The following is a 19436-nucleotide window of genomic DNA, read 5'->3' as shown; positions in this document are numbered from 1 at the left end:
CGAACTGTCGGTCAGCGGGCGCGCAGACGACAGATCGTGACCACTCGGCGGCGTCGGACGGGGTGTTGTGACCGCTCGGGACGCACGCGGGACGGCAAGGCCGCCCGGGCCGCGCGCCCCGCGTGGGTCAGGCGGAGAAGTCGCGGGGGAGCAGGGGGAGCCAGACGCGGAAGGTGGCGCCGCCGCCCTCGGTGTCGAATACCTCGACCGAGCCGTTGTGCGCCGCGACGATGCCGGACACGATGGCGAGCCCGAGGCCCGAGCCGCCGGTGTCCCGGGCGCGGGAGGTGTCCGCACGCCAGAAGCGCTGGAAGATCTTCTCGCGCAGCTGCGGCGGGATGCCCTCACCGTGGTCGATCACGTCGAGGTGTGCCATGCCGCGCTCGTCGTCCACGCCGATGCCGATCTCGATCGGGTCGTCGTTCGCCGTGAACCGCATGGCGTTGCCCATCAGGTTCGTGACGATCTGGCGGATCTTGTTCTCCTCCGCCAGGACGATCGGCGGGCGCTTCGGCAGCACGACCGTGGGCAGCGGGGTGGTCTCGTCGGTCGGCGCGGCACCGGCGTTGATGTTCATGGCGCGGGTGCGACGGGCCCGGAGTCGGGCGATGGTCTGGCGCGAGAACGCGATCGGCCCGGTGGTGTTCGCCGAGGTTGGCGACACGGGCGGTGCTTCGCCGGAGTCCGGAGAGCCGATGGACGACGACGCCGACGGACGGACGGCCTGGGGCACGCTCTCGCCGGTCAGGGAGTCCTCGACGAGGACCTGGATCTCGCGGTCGGGGTTGGAGGCCATCGTGTCGAGCGCCGAGTCACGGGCGATGGCGACGAGGTCGACCGGGCCGAGCTCGAGCGGCTTCGACTCGTCGATGCGGGCGAGCTGCAGCAGGTCCTGCACGAGCAGGCCCATCCGCTGCGCTTCCTTCTCGATGCGCTCCATCGCCTGGGCGACGTCCTCTTCCTTGCGCAGGGCCCCCATCCGGTACAGCTCGGCGTACCCGCGCAGGGACACCAGCGGCGTGCGGAGCTCGTGCGAGGCATCCCCGACGAACCGGCGCATCTGGGCGATGGTGCGCTCGCGGTCCTCGAACGCGGAGTCGATCCGTTCGAGCATGACGTTGAGGGAGCGGTTGAGGCGGCCGACCTCGGTGTTCGGGGTGTCGGCCTCGAGGCGCTGGTTGAAGTCACCCGCGGCGAACCGTGCAGCGGTGTCCTCGACGTCGCGCAGCGGGTCGAAGGTCGCGGTGACGAGCAGCCGGGTGAGCATGGCGCCGAGCAGGATGACCGAGGCCCCGAACCCGAGGAAGATCGCGGTGAACTTGCCGATCGTCTCGTCGGTGCCGGCACTGGAGACGGCGATGAGCACGTAGCCGGTCTCGGTGGTGCCGTCGGACTGGTTCTGCAGCGACGCCGGGATGATCTGGGCACGCCACTCGTGGTTGTGCTGGCTGTCGTACAGCGAGATGCGCTGGTTCGACTGCGAGGCCTCGACCAGGGTGGCTTCACGGACGTCGGGTCGACTCGACGCCTTCGTCTGGCAGATCCGGTCACCGTCGGCGTCGTACGCGGCGACGTAGGCGCTCTGCGACACCACGACGGACAGCTTGCAGTACTGCTCGCCGTCACTGATGTTCTGACCCTCGAGCTGCTCGGTCGTCTGCTTGACCGTGTTGTCGAGCTGCTGCATGAGGTAGGTGGACAGCACCGTCATCGTGCCGAGTCCGGCGACGAGCAATCCGAGCGCGACGAGCAGCACCGTGATCCCGGTGATCTTGGTGCGCAGGGAGATCCCGTCCCACCAGTGGTTCATTCGCGTGTGCATGCTGCCCCAACGATAGACAGCGGCCGCCCGGTGAAACCGGACGACCGCCGTGAAGAGGTGATGGTGCTACGAGGCCTTGGACGCCTTCAGCATGTACCCGAAGCCGCGCTTGGTCTGGATGATCGGCTCGGCGGAGTACTGGTCGAGCTTGCGGCGCAGGTACGAGATGTAGCTCTCGACGATGCCCGCGTCGCCGTTGAAGTCGTACTCCCACACGTGGTCGAGGATCTGCGCCTTCGACAACACGCGGTTCGGGTTGAGCATCAGGTAACGGAGCAGCTTGAACTCGGTGGGCGAGAGCTCGATCTGCGCGTCGCCGATCGTGACCTCGTGCGTGTCCTGGTCCATCGTGAGCTCGCCGGCGCGGATGATCGCGTCTTCCTCGTCGTTCATGGTGCGACGGAGGATGGCCTTGATGCGGGCGACGATCTCGTCGAGCGAGAACGGCTTGGTGACGTAGTCGTCGCCGCCGACGGTGAGGCCGGTGATCTTGTCCTCGGTGTCGTCCTTCGCCGTGAGGAACAGGATCGGCGACGTGTAGCCCGAGGAACGCAGGCGCTTGGTCACGCCGAAGCCGTTCATGTCGGGCAGCATCACGTCGAGGATGATGAGGTCCGGCTCTTCTTCCAGCACGGCGGAGATCGCCTGTGCTCCGTTGCCCACCGCACGCACGGCGAAACCGGCGAAGCGCAACGAGGTCGTCAGGAGGTCGCGGATGTTCGGCTCGTCGTCGACGATCAGGATCTTGGGGCCATCGCTCATGGTCTTATCTTCTGACTGTTCCCTCGGGGTTTCCTGAGAGCGGTTCGTACGTCAGCCCACGGGCGTCTGGACCTGGTCGGCATCCAGGATCGTGTACGAGTAGCCCTGCTCCGCCAGGAAGCGCTGCCGGTTCTGCGCGAAGTCCTGGTCGACGGTGTCCCGGGCCACGAGCGTGTAGAACGACGCGGGCAGGCCGTCCTTGTTCGGGCGGAGGAGCCGGCCGAGCCGCTGCGCCTCTTCCTGCCGGGACCCGAACGAGCCGGAGACCTGGATGGCGACGGTCGCGTCGGGCAGGTCGATCGAGAAGTTGGCGACCTTCGAGACGACGAGCACGTCGACCTCGCCGGACCGGAACGCGTCGTACAGCCGCTCCCGTTCGTCGACCGGGGTCGCCCCCGTGATCTCCGCGGCGTCGAGCGACGCAGCCAGTTCGTCGAGCTGGTCGATGTACTGCCCGATCACCAGGATCTGCTCACCACGGTGCTTCTCGATGAGTTCCCGCACCACCGGGGTCTTGGCCGGGGACGTCGCGGCGAGCCGGTAGCGCTCGTCGTCGCTCGACGCCGCGTACTCCAGGCGGTCCTGGTGCGGCAGGTCGATGCGGACCTCGTAGCAGGAGGCCGGCGAGATGTAGCCCTGCGCCTCGATCTCCTTCCACGGGGCGTCGTACCGCTTCGGCCCGATGAGCGAGAAGACGTCGCCCTCGCGGCCGTCCTCGCGCACGAGCGTCGCGGTGAGGCCCAGGCGGCGGCGTGCCTGCAGGTCGGCGGTCAGCTTGAACACCGGCGCCGGCAGCAGGTGCACCTCGTCGTAGACGATGAGGCCCCAGTCGAGGGCGTCGAGGAGCGACAGGTGCGTGTACTCGCCCTTCCGGCGGGCGGTGAGGATCTGGTAGGTCGCGATCGTGACCGGCCGGATCTCCTTGACACTGCCCGAGTACTCGCCGATGTCCTCCGGCGTCAGGGTCGTGCGCTTGAGGAGCTCGGTGCGCCACTGCCGCGCCGAGACGGTGTTCGTCACGAGGATGAGCGTGGTCGCCTTGACGGTCGCCATCGCGCCCGCGCCGACGAGCGTCTTGCCCGCACCACAGGGCAGCACGACGACCCCGGAGCCCTGGGCGAAGAACGTGTCGACGGCCTGCTCCTGGTACGGCCGCATGTGCCACTCGGCCGTGTCCAGGTCGATCGGGTGGGGTTGGCCAGGGGTGTAGCCCGCCAGGTCCTCCGCCGGCCAGCCGAGCTTCACGAGCTCCTGCTTGATCTGTCCCCGCGCCCACGGCTGCAGCTCGACCTCGGTCGAGGACCGCATGTCACCGAGCAACGGCTTGATGCGCTTCGACCGGATGACCTCAGCCAGCACCGACGGGTCCTCGGCGGTGAGGAGCAGGAGCGGTAGCCGCTCGAGTTCCTCGGTGGGGGAGTTCGCGATCACGGGTGCATCGGGTCGTTCCTCGCGACGGATCACGAGCCGTCCGTAGCGCGAGACCGTGTCGCGGATGTCGACCGTGACGCTCTGCGGCACGGGGAACTTCGCGAAGCGTTCCAGGGTGTCGATCATCGCCTCGGCGTCGTGGCCCGCGGCGCGCGCGTTCCAGAGTCCGAGGCGGGTGATCCGGTAGGTGTGCACGTGCTCGGGAGCGCGTTCGAGCTCGGCGAAGGCCGCGAGCTCGTGGCGTGCGTCCTCGGCATCGGGGTGCGCGACCTCGAGGAGCACGGTGCGGTCGCTCTGCACGATCAGCGGTCCGTTCATGACCTGCCAGCCTAGCCGTCGGCACCTGCGTGCGGGTGACCGCGCGGCTCAGGCGTCGCTCTCGACCGACACGACGAGCGACAGTGGCAGGGTCCGCTCGACGTCGACGGCCGTGTCCCGCCCGCGGACGCGTCCGGCCGCGACCGAGGTCGGCACGATCGAGAACGGCCGCTCCGAGCCGTCCGGCATCCGGACGGTCACACGGATCGGCGTGCGACCGCGCACGGCCAGGTCGATCTGCCGACCGAGCCACTCCTGCTCCGGCTCCGCGTCGCCGCGCTGCGTCGTCAGACGGAGCCGTTCGACGAGTGCGTGCGCCGACTGTTCCGGCGAGCGTCCGGTGGGGCTGCGCCGGCCGGGAGGCCCGTGGTGCGCTTCGGGGCGGGCTGCGGTCGTCAGGACGGCCGGGTAGCGCTGGTCCTCGAGCGCGGTGTGCACGACGTGCGGCGGGTAGCGCGTGGTCAGCGTCGTCAGGTCGGGCCGCTCCCACGCGAGCTGCCGGAGCTCGGCGTCCACCCCGACGAGGTCGAGCTGGTCGGCGGTGCCGCGGACCTCGGTCCCGACGCCACCCGGCCCCCGGTCGACGACGATGCTGCCGTCGCGTCCGGCCACCTGGTCGATCAGGTAGGCGAGGGGCTGCGGGATCCCGGTGGCCGACAGCCGTCCGAGCAGGGACAGCAGGTCGTCGCGGGAGTGTCCGGCCCGGAACGCCGCGCGCAGGGTGTCCTCGGAGATGCGGTAGCGCGCCGCGAGGCCCGGTGCCTCGAGCACGGCGACGGTGCGCAGGGCGTCGTCGTCCACCGGCGCGAGCGGCCCCGGTGCGATGACGGTGAGGTCGTGCTGCAGGTAGACCCGCTCGACGGTGCCCGGCAGGTCGTCGGCGGCCTGCTCGGCGTCGCCGTCGAGGAGCGCCCGGCCGGTGCTCGTCACGATGCCGTCGACCGCCAGGCCGAGCGACGCCGCGGTGCCGGCGACGTCGAGCAGCAGGGCATCGAGCCAGCGGGACCCCGCCGGGTACGCCCAGCGCCCGAGCGGCACGAGGTCGCGCAGGTCCCCGTCGGCCAGGTCGAGCACCTGGTGCACGGCGGGCGGGAGCGTGTCCGACCACGCGGCCACCAGCGACACCCAGCGCTCCGGCCACCCGGCGAGCAACCAGGCGTGCCCGGCGTCGGTGACGATCCAGCGTCCGGTGTCGGGGTCGGCGAACCCGATGCCGTCGAGCAGCGCCAGGCGACCCGCGACGAGTTCGGCGTCGGTGCCGATGCGCTCGGCGAGGGTGCGGGCGAGCGGCATGCCGATCCCGCCCTTGACGAGTTCGCGGACCGCGCCGGCGTCGACCGCCCGCAGCAGTTCGGCGAGCACGGTCATCGTCGCGAACGCCTGCTCCGCGCCGGTGGTGCGCGCACGCTCGAGCGCCGCGGCGTCGAGGGCGGGAGCAGCGGGGCGGACCTGCTCCGGGCCTCCAGGCTGCTCGTCGAGCGAGGTGAGGTCGGGGTGGGCGGCCACGCGTGCGGCGACCGCGTCGTCGACCGCGCCGTCCTCGTCGGCGAGGCCGAGCTCGATCGCGGGGCCGAGCGCGTCGACGGCTCCGCCGTCACGCAGCGCGAGGATCGTCGCGCGCGGAAGGTGCTCGACGGCGGCGTCCACGGCGTCGTCGCTGCGGAGCGCCTCGGCGAGGTCGAAGAAGTCGGTGATGCGCTGCGGGCCCGTCTCGGCGAGTGCAGCGGTGGGGAGTCGCCTCGCCGTGACGAGGCGCTCGAGCGCATCGTCCGGCATCGCCCGGAGTCGGGCGGCGAGGTCGGCGGTGGTCGTCATCGTCCGGTGCCAGCGTCCGGGGCGGACGTCAGCGAGCCGTCCGGTTCGCTCGTGCGCGACGTGTCCAGGTGATGCCGAGGAGCGTGAAGACCAGCACCATGGCGATCGGGAAGCCGAAGAGCGGGATCGCCATGACCACCGGCCACGGCATCGCACCCTGGGCAGCCGGTGCGGTGAGCCACATGATGATCATCGCGACGAAGCAGAGCAAGCCGAGGATGATGATCCCACCGATCATGAACGCCAGAGCGCGTTCGGTACGATTGAACGTCACCGGGGGTTCTGCGGAGTCCTGCGGGTTCCCGGTTGATCGGGTCGGCTTGGCCATCGACCCAGGATATCCGACGCACCACGGCCGTACCACGACCTCGAGGAGTCCACGCATGCCCACCGGCAAGGTCAAGTTCTACGACGACGACAAGGGCTTCGGCTTCATCACCGGAGACGACGGCGACCAGGTGTTCCTGCACGCGTCCTCGCTGCCCGACGGCGTCGTGACCGTCAAGGCCGGCACGCGGCTGGAGTACGGCGTCGTCCAGGGCAAGAAGGGGTCGCAGGCGTTGTCCGTGCGGCTGCTCGAGCCCCAGCCGTCGCTGTCGCGGATGACCCGTCGCTCCGCGGACGACATGGCCGTGATCGTCGAGGACCTGGTGAAGGAACTCGACCGGATCAGCGGAGACCTCCGCCACGGCCGCTACCCGAAGAACGGCGATCGCATCGCCGCCATCCTGCGGCACGTCGCAGACCAGTTGGAGGCGTGACCCCATGACCGAGTCCGAGACAGCAGGGGCCGAGACGGCTCCCGACGCAGCGTCGACCGACGCAGCGCCCATCGACGCAGCGCCCATCGACGCAGCGTCCATCGACGCAGCGCCCATCGACGCAGCGCCCATCGACGCAGCGTCCATCAACTACACCGACCTGGCGCGCGAGGCGTTGCTCGAGGTCACCCCGGAGTCGACCGTCGGTGCACCCGTCGGCACCGTGGACGAAGGGGACGGCGTCGTGTCCGTCCTGTTCGCCAACCGGCTGCCCGGCTACCCCGGGTGGCGGTGGACCGTCAGCGTCGCCAAGGTCGGCGACGACGAACCGACCGTGCTCGAGGTCGAGCTGATGCCCGGGGACGGCTCGCTCGTCGCGCCCGAGTGGGTGCCGTGGTCCGAGCGACTGGCCGAGTACCGGGCCGCGCAGGAGCACGAGGGCGAGGACGGCGCCGAGGACGCGTCGGACGAGGACTCCGACGACGAGGACTACGACGACGAGTCCGACGACGACGAAGACGACGACGAGTCGGACGACGAGGACTCGGACGAGGACGACGACTACGACGGCTCGGATGACGACGAGGACGACGACGAGTCGGACGACGACGATGACGATGACGACGAGTTCGACGCCGACGAGGACGACCTCGACGAATCGGACGACGATGACATCGAGGGTGTGGACGTCGATGCGCTCGCCGATGTGAGCGACAGCGACACCGACACCTCCGCCAGCTCGGCTGCCGAGGACGAGGCCCCGCAACCGCCCCGTCGCCGCCGTGCCCGCCGCGTGCAGCCGTTCGAGCCCGACGCCGATCTCGAGGTCGACCAGCTCGACGCCGGCGAGGCCGACCCGGGCTTCCACCGCGCCTGACCCACCCGGACCGACGAACGGGCCCGGCACCACCGATCCGGTGGTGCCGGGCCCGTCCTCGTTCTGGCGGGTGTCCCCGACGTCAGCGCAGGGCGTCGATCGTGAAGTCGATCGCGCGCACGAGCTTCGCGACGTCGTCCGGGTCGATCGCGGTGAACGTCGCGACGCGCAGCTGGTTGCGGCCGAGCTTCCGGTACGGCTCGGTGTCGACGATGCCGTTCGCGCGCAGGGTCGCGGCCACGGCCTTGGCGTCGATCGAGTCGTCGAGGTCGATCGTGGCGACGACCTGGGAGCGAGCGGCGGGGTCGGTGACGAACGGGGTCGCCCAGGCGCTGGCCTCGGCCCAGTCGTAGATCGTCGACGACGAGGTCTTCGTGCGGAGGTCCGCCCACGCCAGGCCACCGGACTCGTTCATCCACCGCACCTGCTCGTCGAGGAGCAGCAGCGTGGAGATCGCCGGGGTGTTCAGGGTCTGGTTCAGGCGCGAGTTGTCGACGGCGTTCTTGAGCGACAGGAACTCCGGGATGTACCGGTCGGAGGCGGCGATCCGCTCGATCCGCTCGATCGCGGCGGGGGAGAGCAGCGCGAGCCACAGGCCGCCGTCCGAGGCGAAGTTCTTCTGCGGGGCGAAGTAGTAGACGTCGGTGGCGCTGACGTCGAACAGGGCGCCACCGGCGGCGCTGGTCGCGTCGACGACGGTGAGGGCGCCGGCGTCACCGGTCGCGCGGACGACCGGAGCCATGACGCCCGTCGAGGTCTCGTTGTGCGGGTAGGCGTAGACGTCCACGCCCTCGACCGATTCGAGTGCGGCGAGGGAGCCACCCGGTGCCTCGACGACGTGCGGAGCCTCGAGCCACGGGGCCGCTGCGGCCTTGGCGAACTTCGACCCGAACTCGCCGAAGGACAGGTTCTCGGCCCGGCGCTCGATGAGGCCGAACGCGGCGGCGTCCCAGAACGCGGTCGAGCCGCCGTTGCCGAGGACGACCTCGTAGCCCTCGGGGATCTGGAACAGGTCGGCGAGGCCGGAGCGGACGCTGCCGACCAGGTCCTTCACGGGCTTCTGGCGGTGCGAGGTGCCGAGGATCGTGGCACCGCGCGTCACGAGGGACTCGAGCTGGGCGCCGCGGATCTTCGACGGACCGCAGCCGAAGCGACCGTCGGTGGGGAGGAGTTCGGCCGGGATGACGATGTCTGCCATGCACCGATCCTACCGACGACGATCCGCCTGCCCGAGCCCGTGTACCGGCCGGACGGGGAGGGTTCGACCCGCTCGTCCACCGCGTCGGATGACCCTTTCTCACGTGCACCCGGGCGCCGGTCGGTGTTCGTCGGTGCGAACAAGTAGTGTGGTCGGCGCTGGGCCCAGACATGAGAGGCGGACCGTGACCGATCTCGTCGACACCACGGAGATGTACCTTCGCACCATCCTCGACCTCGAGGAAGAGGCGATCGTGCCGCTGCGCGCGCGCATCTCCGAGCGCCTCGGACACTCGGGCCCGACGGTCTCGCAGACCATCGCCCGCATGGAGCGCGACGGCCTGGTCGTCGTCTCCGGTGACCGCCACCTGGAGCTCACCGACGAAGGTCGTTCCCGTGCCACCCACGTGATGCGCAAGCACCGTCTGGCCGAACGACTGCTGGCCGACGTCATCGGACTCGACTGGGCCTTCGTGCACGACGAGGCCTGCCGGTGGGAGCACGTCATGAGCGAGCAGGTCGAGGTCCGCCTGCTCGAGATGCTCGGCAACCCGACGGAGTCGCCGTACGGCAACCCGATCCCCGGACTGGCCGAGATCGGTGGCCCCGCGGCCGCCGGGTTCCTCGACGGTGTCCAGAACATCGTCGCCGCGACCGAGGGCACCGACGCCGTCACGACCGGGGTCGTCCGACGCCTGGGCGAGCCCGTGCAGTTCGAACCGGAGCTCCTGCACCAGCTCCGCACCGCCGGGGTCATGCCCGGGCGCATGGCGAGCGTGCAGCGTGCGGGCGCCTACGTCGCGGTCCGCGTCGAGGGCGAGGACTCGGGCATCGAGCTGCCCATCGAGGTCGCGCAGCACGTCTACATCGAGCGGGACTGACCGTTCCTGTTCCTCCCTGAGAGTCTTTACCGTTTCGTTACCTCCGGGGCGTTTGGTCTCGACACGGTAACGACGCCTCCGTACACTCGTCCGAGTCGCCGCGCTGCCCCTGAGCCGGAGACCCGTGGCAGGACGTCTCGAACCCGTCTCCTGCCTCGATCGGAAACGATGACGAACGGATGGGGTTGCACACCGCCGGACACCCACGGCGGCGTGATGACGAGACGTTGGAGACCCACCTCTTGACGCAGACCGGTACCGCCGCGGACGACCAGACGCCCGCGAACCCGACGAACACCGAGAACGCCACCACCGCCCCGCTCACCCGGCGGGCCGTGCGCGAGACCGAGGGCCGCCCGGTCCGCAAGGTCGTGCCGGTGCGCTCCGCCCCGCTGCCCGGTGGTCGTCGTGCCGCGCAGGCCGCCGCAGCCGCGAGCACCGCGAAGGCCAGCTCGTCGTCGCGCAAGCGCAAGTTCCTCGCGCCGGTCGTCCTCACCGTGGCCGCCGGCATGTTCGGCACGGTCGCGGTCGCCCCGGCCTTCGCCGCGACGACCTCGAGCAACTCGACCGCCGCCGCGGATGCCCAGCGTCAGGTCCGTGCCACGCAGAGCCAGGAACTGTCGGTCTCCGACGCCGTGGCGCTCGCCGACACGAGCCGTGACGGCTTCGGCGCGACCTCCACCGCGACGCTCGACGCCGAGAAGGCCGCCAAGCAGGCCGCCGCCGACCAGGCCGCCGCAGCGAAGGAAGCCGCCGAGCAGGCCGAGCAGACCCAGTCCGCCCGGGCCGCGACGGCGAAGCAGTACTCCTCGTACACCGGACCGACGGCCGCCGAGTACGCGGCCAGCTCGTCCGCCGCCGACACCCCGTTCTCGCTGCCGGCCGTGGTCGCCACGGGCAAGCAGTACATCGGCACCCCCTACGTCTTCGGTGGCGCGGACCCGTCGGGCTTCGACTGCTCGGGCTTCATCATGTTCGTGTACGCCCAGTACGGCATCAACCTCGCGCACTCGGTGCCGCTGCAGGACCAGGCCGGCACCACGATCCCCGAGTCCGAGGCCCAGCCCGGTGACGTCGTCATCTTCAACAACGAGGCGCACGACGGCTTCTACATGGGGAACGGCATGATCATGGACGCCCCGAAGCCCGGCGGCACCGTGCAGATCCGCCCGATCTGGACCAGCGACTACCACATCGTCCGTTTCGGGATCTAGCGACCACTGCCCCTCCGGCGTGTGAACTTCACCGGAACCGGCCCGCGCACTCTCGTGCCGGGCCGGTTTCTGGGTTAACCTGACGCTGCACCGGTCCGCACCGGCGCGAACAGGAGACCCTCATGTCGATGTTCCGCACGACCCGCACCATGGGTCGGCGCGCGCGCGTCGACATATGGTCGAGCACAGCCTGCGTGCACGAGCACGCCCCTGCATGACGAGAGCACTGCCCATCCGGGTGGTGCTCTTCGTGGTTCCAGGGGTGTGAACAGGTCGTCCTCACCTGTTCGCGTCGTCGGTCCGACGCACCCGCAGCGCCTGGAAGCCGTCCAGGCACGTCGGAAGGGAACCCATGCGCACTCTCGTCCTCAACGCCGGTTACGAGCCCCTCGCGGTGATCTCGTTCCGACGAGCCCTCGTGCTGGTCATGAACCAGAAGGCCGCCATCGTCGCCGCCGACGTCGAACACCCGGTCACCGGGTCGACGTCGAGCTACGACCGTCCGTCCGTCATCATCCTCACCCGCTACGTGCGCATCCCGCACTCCAGGCTCGTGCCGGTGTCCCGTCGCGGTGTGCTGCGTCGGGACGGCAACCACTGTGCCTACTGCGGCCGCCACGCCACCACGATCGACCACGTGCAGCCGCGGTCGCGCGGTGGGCAGGACTCGTGGGAGAACCTCGTCGCCTGCTGCCTGGCCTGCAACAACACCAAGGGCGACCGCACCCCGCAGGAGATGGGGTGGCGCCTCCGGTTCCCGCCGAAGGTGCCGCACGGGTCCTCGTGGGTCGTGCGCGGCATCGAGCGTCCGCAGGCGGAGTGGGACGAGTACCTCGTGGCCGCGTAGCGGCCGCCGCGGCGCGCCGCGTGTCGGACTGGAGGCCCGTGGCGGGCACGGCCACGGGCCTCCAGTCCGTCCCGTCGCGCGTTCACGGCGCTCGGAGCGATCCGAGTTCGCACTACGCTGACGTGAGGACGAGTCACCACGTGCCCCGACGACCGAGACCCGCGAGGACAGCATGGCCGCAGGAACAGAGCGCTCGACCGACACGGCAGCCGGTCGGAACCCGTGGCAGCGGTTCTGGAACCGCGGCGGCTGGTGGCGCGCGGTGCTGGCCGTCGTCCTCTACCTGGCGGTCTACGAGGGGCTCGGCTGGCTGAACGCCCACACCCTCGCCAGCGGCATCACCGCGGACGAGGTGTTCGCCACACCCCGCGGGGTCATCGTGGGCGTCGCCCTGCCGATCATCGTGATGGGGCTGCTCACCCTGGTCTTCGTCCGCACGCTCGGATGGGGACGCGAGGTCTTCGGTCGCCAGCCACTGCCCGGACGCGGGTGGATGTGGATCGCCGTCGTCCTGCTGCTCGTCCCGATCGTGATCCGGCTCGTCGCGACGAACTGGTCGTCGTACTCGGTCTCCGTGGTCTTCGCGGTGCTCTTCCTCGGTCTCTGCATCGGGTTCGCCGAGGAGCTCATCGCCCGTGGCGTCGCCGTGAACCTCCTCCGACGCGGGCACCACACCGAACGCACCGTCGCGCTGCTGTCGTCGCTGCTGTTCGGGTTGATGCACGCCTCGAACGCCATCGGAGGGACACCGCTCGTCACGGTGGCCGTCACGGTCGTGTACACGTTCGGCGCCGGCATGATGTTCTACCTGTCGATGCGGGTCACGGGCAGCATCGTCCCCGCGATGCTCCTGCACGCGGCGACCGACCCGACCACGATCCTGGCGACCGGTGGCATCGACACCACCGCTGCAGCCGCCGGTGACGCCGGGCTGATCGGTTTCGCGGGGATCTTCAACTTCGCCTACCCGGTGCTCGCACTCCTGGTGCTCTTCTTCATCAAGGGCCGTGCCAGCAGCCCCGAGACCGGGGCCTCGACCGAGACCGACCAGCAGGGAGTGGCCGCATGACCGCCCCGATCGATGGGCGTCGCGAGGTCCCGCGGCTGTTCTGGATCGCCCTCGTCGCCTGTGTGGTCTACGTCCTCATGGCCGCCGGGGTGGGGAACCTGCTCAGCGCCGTCGTCGACGGGGAGCACCACCCGATCGCGGACTGGCTCGTCGGCACCTGGGTCCCGGTCGGCATCATGGTCGTCGCCGGAGTGTTCTTCGCTCGGCGGTCGGGTTGGTGGAACGACATCTGGCACGAGCGCTCCGTCGCCGTCGGGCAACCCCGGCGCTGGTGGTGGCTTGCAGCGCCGGCTCTGTCGCTGACCGGCACGGCCATCCTGTTCAGCCTCGTGCCGTGGTCCGAGGCGTCGGCCGGGATCATCGTCGTCGTGCTCATCGGTGCGCTCGGCGTCGGCGTCGGCGAGGAGCTGTTCTTCCGCGGGATCCTCGTCACCGCGCTCCGGGCACACCACTCCGAGTTCGTCGTCCTCATCGTCTCCTCGGTGATGTTCGGCCTCGCCCACGTGGTCGGCTTCGTGATCGCCGGACTCCCGCTCGGCCTGGTCCTGTTCCAGGTTGCGTTCCTCAGCATGGACGGAGCGCTCTTCTACGCGGCCCGCCGCGCCACCGGGAAGCTGTGGGTGCCGATGCTCCTGCACGGGCTCAACGACGCCGCGCTGTTCCTGCAGACGGCGGGCCGCAACCACGAGGGCGCCGAGCCCCCGGCAACCACCGGAGTCATCGAGATCATCCTGATCGCACTCTCGGTCGCGATCGCGATCAGCGTGGCGCGCGAGACACTCCGCAGCCGCCGGGAACGCCACACAACCACCGGCGGCGGCGAGACCGACGGACCCGCGACACGAGGGATGAATGACTGATGCACAGCGAGATCTCCGGAACGACGATGCCCGTCCTGCACATCACCCTCGACGCCGGCGAGCAGGTCATCGCCGAGGGCGGCGACATCGCCTGGCTCACCACGGGGTTCGAGATGGACACCTCGACCACGCACGCTGGCGGAGGCGGCTTCCTGAACGGGTTGAAGCGGGTGCTCGGCGGTGGGCAGCTGTTCCTCACCCGGTACACGGCGCCACCAATCGGTGGGCAGCTCAGCATCGCCGCGCAACTGCCCGGCACGATCCGGGAGATCACCGTCGACCCGGACGACACCTACATGGTGCAGAACGGCTCGTACACCGCCAGCACCCTCGGCGTGGACGTGTCGGTGGGGCTGCAGAAGCGGCTCGGCGCCGGCATCTTCGGCGGTGCCGGTGTCGTGTTCCAGAAGCTGAGCGGGACCGGGACCGCCTGGGTGCAGCTCGCTGGGGCACTCACCGAGGTGAAGCTCGCGGCGGGGGAGTCGCTGCTGATCCACCCGGGGCACCTGGCGATGTACCGCGCCGGGATGCCCGTCGAGTTCGCCACGGTGAAGGGCATCAAGAACAAGGTCTTCGGCGACTCGATGTTCCTCGCCGAGGTGCACGGGCCGGGCACGATGTGGCTGCAGTCGATGACTCCCGCGGCCCTCGCGGCGGCCATCCAGCCGTACCTGCCGAAGCCGCAGGGCAGCGACCGCGACTGACGGGCGTCGCCAGGCACGGGACCTCGACGAGGTCACGCTCGGTCTGCGGTCTTCCGTTCGTCGGTGGCGCTGACTAGCGTCGCCGGCATGGGCGAGACACCGCACATCGACGACGCGACCATCGACGACCTGCGCGCTCGGCTGCGTGCCACGCGCTGGCCGGACGCGCCCGCCGGGGTCGGCTGGTCGCTCGGCGTGGACCTCGACGTCCTGCGCCCGCTCGTCGAGTACTGGGCCGACGGGTTCGACTTCGACGCACACCGCGCCGAGCTCGCCGCGCTGCCCTCGCGCCGTGCCGTCGTGGACGGCATCGGGATCCACGTGCTCCACGCCCGTGCCGAGCGGTCCGACGCCCTGCCGGTCCTGCTCGCGCACGGCTGGCCGGACTCCGGCTGGCGGTACCGCAAGGTGCTGCCGATGCTCGTCGCCGCCGGGTACGACGTCGTCGTGCCGGACATGCCCGGCTACGGGTTCTCGGATGCACCGCCGCAGGTGCTCGACGCCCGGCAGGTGGCCGGCATGTGGGCGACGCTGATGACGGACCTCGGGTACGAGCTGTTCGCGGTGTCCGGTGGCGACATCGGCACGCACGTCGCCCGCTACCTGGCACTCGACCACCCAGACCGGGTCGTCGCCGTGCACCGCATCGACGGCGGGCTCGCCTGGCCGGGCCTCGATCCGTCGACGTTGTCCGCCGCCGAGCGGGAGTTCGTCGCCGCGACCGATCGGTGGCGCACCGCCGAGGGCGCCTACGCGATGCTGCACCGCACGAAGCCGCAGACCGCCGCCGTCGGGCTGAACGACTCGCCCGCGGGGCTCGCCGCCTGGATCCTCGAGAAGCTCCGGGCGTGGAGCGACTGCGACGGGGACCCGTGGTCGGTCTACACGCGCGACGAGGTGCTGGCGCTGCTCACCGAGTACTGGGCCACGGGCACGATCGGCTCGGCGATGCGGATGTACCACGCGAACGCGGCGATCCCGGCGGAGCAGCTGGAACGACGGGTGGAGGTGCCGTCCGGGTTCTCGATCTTCCCCGGCGACATCGTGCGGGCGCCGCGCGAGTGGCTCGAGCGCACCACGAACCTGGTGTTCCACCACGAACTCGACCGCGGTGGGCACTTCGCGCCGTTCGAGCAGCCCGACCTGTTCGTCGACGAACTGCACGCGTTCCTCCAGGGCTTCCGCCGCTAGAGTGGACGCGCCAGCCTCTGTAGCTCAATGGAAGAGCAGTTCCGTCCTAAGGAAACGGTTGGGGGTTCGAGTCCCTCCAGGGGCACCAATATTATGAATACGTATCCCTTATTGCAGGGGTCCGGATAGTCCGATCGGCCAGGCCGTATCGGACTTTTTCATTTCTATGACGCGGCGAGCCGTGTAGACGACCCCTGTCGGAAAGTTAGTCTCCCATAAGGCTTTTTGCGCCGGTATCTGGTTTGAGGGCGTCTCGGCGCTGACGTCACCCTGGGGTATGTATCGGTGATGTCGTTCACACGACTATGAAATATTGGTCAGACGACCCACCGTTGCGGGGAAATGTCGGTGGTGCTTGCAAAAATCAACCTGACAGCGCATAAGTAGGAGAGCAATGAGTACAGATATGAACGAACACACTCCACGGCGAGTCCTCACTATCGACGGCGGAGGTATCAAAGGAGTATTTCCTGCCGCCTTTCTTGCAGATTTGGAGAGCGAGCTCGATCAGCCGATCGGATCTTACTTCGACCTCATCGTCGGTACCTCGACTGGTGGAATTATCGCGATCGCCCTTGGGCTAGGCATTCCGGCGAAGGATGTGCTCGCCTTCTATGAAGAGAAGGGCCCGCTGATCTTCCGCGGCGGCAAAAAGGTGGGCATGCTGAAGCAGGTCCTTGCGGCCAAATACGACCCAGCCCCGCTCAGGAAGGCTCTCGAGGAAGTCCTTGGTGACCGACTGCTCGGCGAAAGCGTCACCCGTCTCGTGATTCCATCCCTGAACCTTTCCACAGGCGCCGTGAACGTGTTCAAGACCGCCCATCACGAGCGCTTCGAACGCGACTACAAGATGAAGGCCGTCGATGTTGCGATGGCGACCGCTGCGGCCCCGACGTACTTTCCGACGCACCGCCTGTCCAACGGGGTTCCGTTGGTTGACGGGGGAATGTGGGCGAACAACCCCATGGGCACTGGCGCTGTTGAGGCAATTGGACTGCTTGAGTGGAGGAAGGGTGACGTCGACCTGCTCGCTGTAGGGTGTACCGATTCGCCGGCGAACTTCAAGGCGAGCCGTTCGCGACGACTCGGCTTGCTCAACTACTGGGCGAAGCGCATTGTGAAGGTCTTCATGGCAGGACAGTCGTCCGCATCGATAGGTACGGCGATGCTACTGTTGGGGCACGAGCGTGTGGTTCGTGTGTCACCGTCTGTGGATGAACGGCAGTACGCGCTCGACGACATCGCGGGGATTCCGGAGCTCAGGGCGCTCGGCGCCGATTATGCCCGGACCCAGCTTCCGCTCCTTCGCAAAACTTTCTTCGACTCGCCTGCTGAACCGTTCGTCCCCGTTCGGTCGCTGATTTCGGAACAGGAGACGAAATGAAGCTCGTAAAGCACTTCGATGCCTTTCTTGCCAACAAGGTGAATCTGAGCGACGCCCGGATCACTCAACTCAACGAGCGAGTTGCCGCGATCACGAATTTTTTGCAGACCGGCGAAGACCAGTTCGCGGAGAACTTCATTGATGTGCTTCCGCAGGGCAGCTACGCGCACCGGACGATAATCAATCCCGTCCAGCAGAACGACGAGTTTGACGCCGACCTCCTCCTCGAAATGGACGAAGTTGAAGGGTGGGAGGCGGAGGACTACGTGCAGGAGCTCTACACGGTCTTTCGTTCGAGCGCGACATACCGAGATATGGTGAGCCGACACGCTCGGTGCGTGAAAGTCGATTACGCGAATGCGTTCCATATTGACGTCGTTCCGTACATGGAGCGTCACGGCGAGCACTACATCACGAACCGCGACGAAAACTTGTTCGAACTGACGAATCCCGAGGGTTACAACGAGTGGCTGGACGGAAAGAATCGTCTGGCCAGCGGACGCCTCGTCAAGGTAATCCGTCTCATGAAGTATCTTCGGGATTTCAAAAATACCTTCGACTGCAAGTCGGTCATTCTCTCGATCCTTCTTGGCAACAGTGTGAACGACGCGGCCGCGTGGGGAGACGATTCGCAGTACAAGGACGTGCCTAGCGCGCTGAAGAGCATCATCGGATCGCTCGACGACTACCTCCAGGACAACGAGGTGATGCCAAGCATCGACGATCCGAGCGAGCCCTCGCAGAACTTCAATCACCGGTGGACCCAGGAAAAGTACGAGAATTTCCGGAACCGGATTCACACGTACCGCGGCTGGGTCGACGAGGCCTATGACGAGACCGACCTCGAACAGTCGAAAGCGAAATGGCGCCGTCTATTCGGCGACAAGTTCGCCACATTTGACACGGAACTGAAGAAGGCCAGCGCCGCGCACCTCGGTTTGGCCGGGGTTAAAAACACCGAGGAGACGCTCGAAGGAAAATGGGGGATCCGCACTCGGCTCGACGGAGAGCATCGGATTCGAATTGCCGGTCAAACGGCGAGGCGGCAAGGCTTCCGCGACCGGGTTCTCACGAAAAGTGGGAACGTCGTTTTGCGGGGATCGACGATTAGGTTCCGGGTCACCCATAACGCTACTGGGAAGGTGGACGTCTACTGGAAAGTGCGGAACACGGGGGCCGAAGCGATCAAGGCCAATTGCATCCGCGGGCAGGTCTTTCTCGACGAGGGGACACTTCGCCGTAACGAACCGACTGCATATCGGGGTCGCCATTACGTCGAAGTTTACCTGGTCAAGGACGGAGTGTGTGTCGCTACGGACCATCAGGAGGTAAGGATCATCTAGCCAGATCAGCACGCTTACGCTTGCGTTCTGGCTCGTCGAAGCTCATCCTGACGACAGATGATCGGACGGCATGGCACGAATCGGTCCTGAGGCGCACCTGGTCCGCAAGTCGCTGCTCGCGTTGCTCTGGCTCGAGGCGCCCCAGTTCTTTGCCCTGGTTCCTCCTGTCGCCCAATGGGAGATCCACCGCTTCTACGCACCCTCGGTCGACCTTTCCGACGAGCAGGTCCTCGCGCACATCGCTGAGGCGTCGAGACGGGAGCCTTCGCTTCCGAACCGCGTCGGAAAGCACCGGGCTCATCTCTCGAACCTGCACTCCGCCTATGTAGGAATGGTGGGCGCGGGGAACTGGCCGGCCATCCGATTCCTGCTGTCGCGAGACCTCGTCGCCGCGGCGGGACCGGATGTCGAGTCGGTAGGGGCTGGGGTGCATGTCTTTCCGGTCGTCCGTCCGGGGATCGACATGCGGAAGCTCGCCCGCACGTTCCTCGAGCTCGGCGGGCTCGACCGTAACAGACGCGAGGCCGACGAGGCCGCCTAGTCCGAATCCGTTCCCGCCAGCGCCGCCTTCACCGTCTTCGGATCCCGTCCGATCTCCCGTCCGATCGCGTTCAGCGACATGCACGTGCTGGCGAACCTTCGAGCTTGGAAGATCTCCGAGCGGGTCAACGGCTGCGGTCCGAGCTCCAACCCTCGGCTCCGCAGATGCTTCAGGACGATGTTTCGGCTGACGCCCCACTTGCCGGCCAGCTGCCGGACGGTCACTGCGCCCGCCGAGTACTCCGCAGCGAGGCGGTCGATCTCGGCGGGGGAGAGGCGCCGTTGCTGTGCGAGCTCCCTCTGCTTCGGCTCATGGCGTACGGGCCCGGACAGCACCTCGGCCAACCGGCCGTCACGCGCCATCTCGGACAAGCGTCTTACCGGTGTCCGATAGTTTGCGAACGCTTCGCTTCGGTGCAC

The 19436-nt window shown here is 68.3% G+C and carries 19 protein-coding genes and 1 tRNA gene; 13 read left to right on the top strand and 7 right to left on the bottom strand.

Annotated elements, in window-relative coordinates:
* Window positions 1-127: 127 nt before the first annotated feature.
* The 5 genes from BR70_RS0114170 to BR70_RS21120 form a co-directional block, all read right to left on the bottom strand.
* Window positions 128-1822, bottom strand: a complete 1695-nt coding sequence (locus tag BR70_RS0114170) for a sensor histidine kinase (protein WP_027466595.1) — start codon at window positions 1820-1822, stop codon at window positions 128-130.
* Window positions 1823-1888: 66 nt separating this feature from the next.
* Window positions 1889-2584, bottom strand: coding sequence for a response regulator transcription factor (locus BR70_RS0114165; protein WP_017888045.1), 696 nt, complete (start codon window positions 2582-2584; stop codon window positions 1889-1891).
* Window positions 2585-2635: 51 nt separating this feature from the next.
* Window positions 2636-4333 (bottom strand): DNA repair helicase XPB, encoded by a 1698-nt coding sequence (locus BR70_RS0114160; RefSeq protein WP_027466594.1) that lies wholly within the window; start codon window positions 4331-4333, stop codon window positions 2636-2638.
* Between the two features lie 48 nt (window positions 4334-4381).
* On the bottom strand, window positions 4382-6148 hold the full coding sequence (locus BR70_RS22510; protein ID WP_051596970.1) for a helicase-associated domain-containing protein: 1767 nt from the start codon (window positions 6146-6148) through the stop codon (window positions 4382-4384).
* A 28-nt stretch (window positions 6149-6176) separates the two neighbouring features.
* A complete protein-coding gene (locus BR70_RS21120) occupies window positions 6177-6476 on the bottom strand; it encodes a hypothetical protein (RefSeq protein WP_071244038.1) in 300 nt (99 codons plus the stop codon).
* Between the two features lie 55 nt (window positions 6477-6531).
* Between BR70_RS21120 and BR70_RS0114145 the strand changes: the two genes are divergently transcribed.
* Window positions 6532-6909 carry a cold-shock protein gene (locus BR70_RS0114145; RefSeq protein WP_017888041.1) on the top strand — a complete coding sequence of 126 codons (378 nt, stop codon included), beginning with the start codon at window positions 6532-6534 and terminating at the stop codon, window positions 6907-6909.
* Window positions 6910-6913: 4 nt separating this feature from the next.
* Complete coding sequence (locus BR70_RS22905; RefSeq protein ID WP_081827405.1) at window positions 6914-7786, top strand: DUF3027 domain-containing protein; 873 nt, start codon at window positions 6914-6916, stop codon at window positions 7784-7786.
* Between the two features lie 82 nt (window positions 7787-7868).
* On the opposite strand, the gene serC is transcribed toward BR70_RS22905, so the two are convergent.
* The gene (gene serC, locus BR70_RS0114135; protein ID WP_027466593.1) at window positions 7869-8984 is read right to left on the bottom strand and encodes a phosphoserine transaminase; all 1116 of its coding nucleotides are present in this window, start codon (window positions 8982-8984) and stop codon (window positions 7869-7871) included.
* Between the two features lie 184 nt (window positions 8985-9168).
* On the opposite strand from serC, the gene BR70_RS0114130 reads away from it, so the two are divergent.
* The 11 genes from BR70_RS0114130 (at window position 9169) to BR70_RS0114080 (ending at window position 19017) form a co-directional block, all read left to right on the top strand.
* Window positions 9169-9864 (top strand): iron-dependent transcriptional repressor DtxR, encoded by a 696-nt coding sequence (locus tag BR70_RS0114130; RefSeq protein ID WP_027466592.1) that lies wholly within the window; start codon window positions 9169-9171, stop codon window positions 9862-9864.
* A gap of 227 nt (window positions 9865-10091) precedes the next feature.
* Window positions 10092-11078: a C40 family peptidase gene (locus BR70_RS23865; RefSeq protein WP_176709426.1), complete on the top strand. Its 987-nt coding sequence runs from the start codon at window positions 10092-10094 to the stop codon at window positions 11076-11078.
* Between the two features lie 352 nt (window positions 11079-11430).
* The gene (locus tag BR70_RS0114120; RefSeq protein ID WP_027466591.1) at window positions 11431-11925 is read left to right on the top strand and encodes an HNH endonuclease; all 495 of its coding nucleotides are present in this window, start codon (window positions 11431-11433) and stop codon (window positions 11923-11925) included.
* 172 nt (window positions 11926-12097) lie between these two features.
* Window positions 12098-12994 carry a CPBP family intramembrane glutamic endopeptidase gene (locus BR70_RS0114115; RefSeq protein ID WP_027466590.1) on the top strand — a complete coding sequence of 299 codons (897 nt, stop codon included), beginning with the start codon at window positions 12098-12100 and terminating at the stop codon, window positions 12992-12994.
* Window positions 12991-13854, top strand: a complete 864-nt coding sequence (locus BR70_RS22505) for a CPBP family intramembrane glutamic endopeptidase (RefSeq protein ID WP_027466589.1) — start codon at window positions 12991-12993, stop codon at window positions 13852-13854. The genes BR70_RS0114115 and BR70_RS22505 overlap by 4 nt, the downstream gene beginning before the upstream one ends.
* Window positions 13854-14558: an AIM24 family protein gene (locus tag BR70_RS21100; protein ID WP_035809222.1), complete on the top strand. Its 705-nt coding sequence runs from the start codon at window positions 13854-13856 to the stop codon at window positions 14556-14558. Before BR70_RS22505 ends, BR70_RS21100 begins: the two co-directional genes overlap by 1 nt.
* 87 nt (window positions 14559-14645) lie before the next feature.
* The gene (locus BR70_RS0114100; RefSeq protein WP_027466588.1) at window positions 14646-15749 is read left to right on the top strand and encodes an epoxide hydrolase family protein; all 1104 of its coding nucleotides are present in this window, start codon (window positions 14646-14648) and stop codon (window positions 15747-15749) included.
* Between the two features lie 13 nt (window positions 15750-15762).
* A tRNA-Arg gene (locus BR70_RS0114095) sits at window positions 15763-15837 on the top strand.
* Window positions 15838-16155: 318 nt separating this feature from the next.
* Window positions 16156-17133, top strand: coding sequence for a CBASS cGAMP-activated phospholipase (locus BR70_RS0114090; protein ID WP_051596967.1), 978 nt, complete (start codon window positions 16156-16158; stop codon window positions 17131-17133).
* Window positions 17130-18476 (top strand): SMODS domain-containing nucleotidyltransferase, encoded by a 1347-nt coding sequence (locus BR70_RS21095; RefSeq protein ID WP_051596966.1) that lies wholly within the window; start codon window positions 17130-17132, stop codon window positions 18474-18476. The genes BR70_RS0114090 and BR70_RS21095 overlap by 4 nt, the downstream gene beginning before the upstream one ends.
* Before the next feature lie 70 nt (window positions 18477-18546).
* Window positions 18547-19017, top strand: a complete 471-nt coding sequence (locus BR70_RS0114080; protein ID WP_027466586.1) for a hypothetical protein — start codon at window positions 18547-18549, stop codon at window positions 19015-19017.
* Here the strand turns inward: BR70_RS0114080 and BR70_RS0114075 are convergent.
* A complete protein-coding gene (locus BR70_RS0114075; protein ID WP_027466585.1) occupies window positions 19014-19379 on the bottom strand; it encodes a hypothetical protein in 366 nt (121 codons plus the stop codon). The genes BR70_RS0114080 and BR70_RS0114075 overlap by 4 nt on opposite strands.
* Window positions 19380-19436 lie beyond the last annotated feature (57 nt).

It is taken from the genome of Curtobacterium sp. UNCCL17 (genome assembly GCF_000686685.1).
GTDB lineage: Bacteria > Actinomycetota > Actinomycetes > Actinomycetales > Microbacteriaceae > Curtobacterium > Curtobacterium flaccumfaciens.
This window is presented reverse-complemented; position numbering and strand designations above follow the sequence as displayed.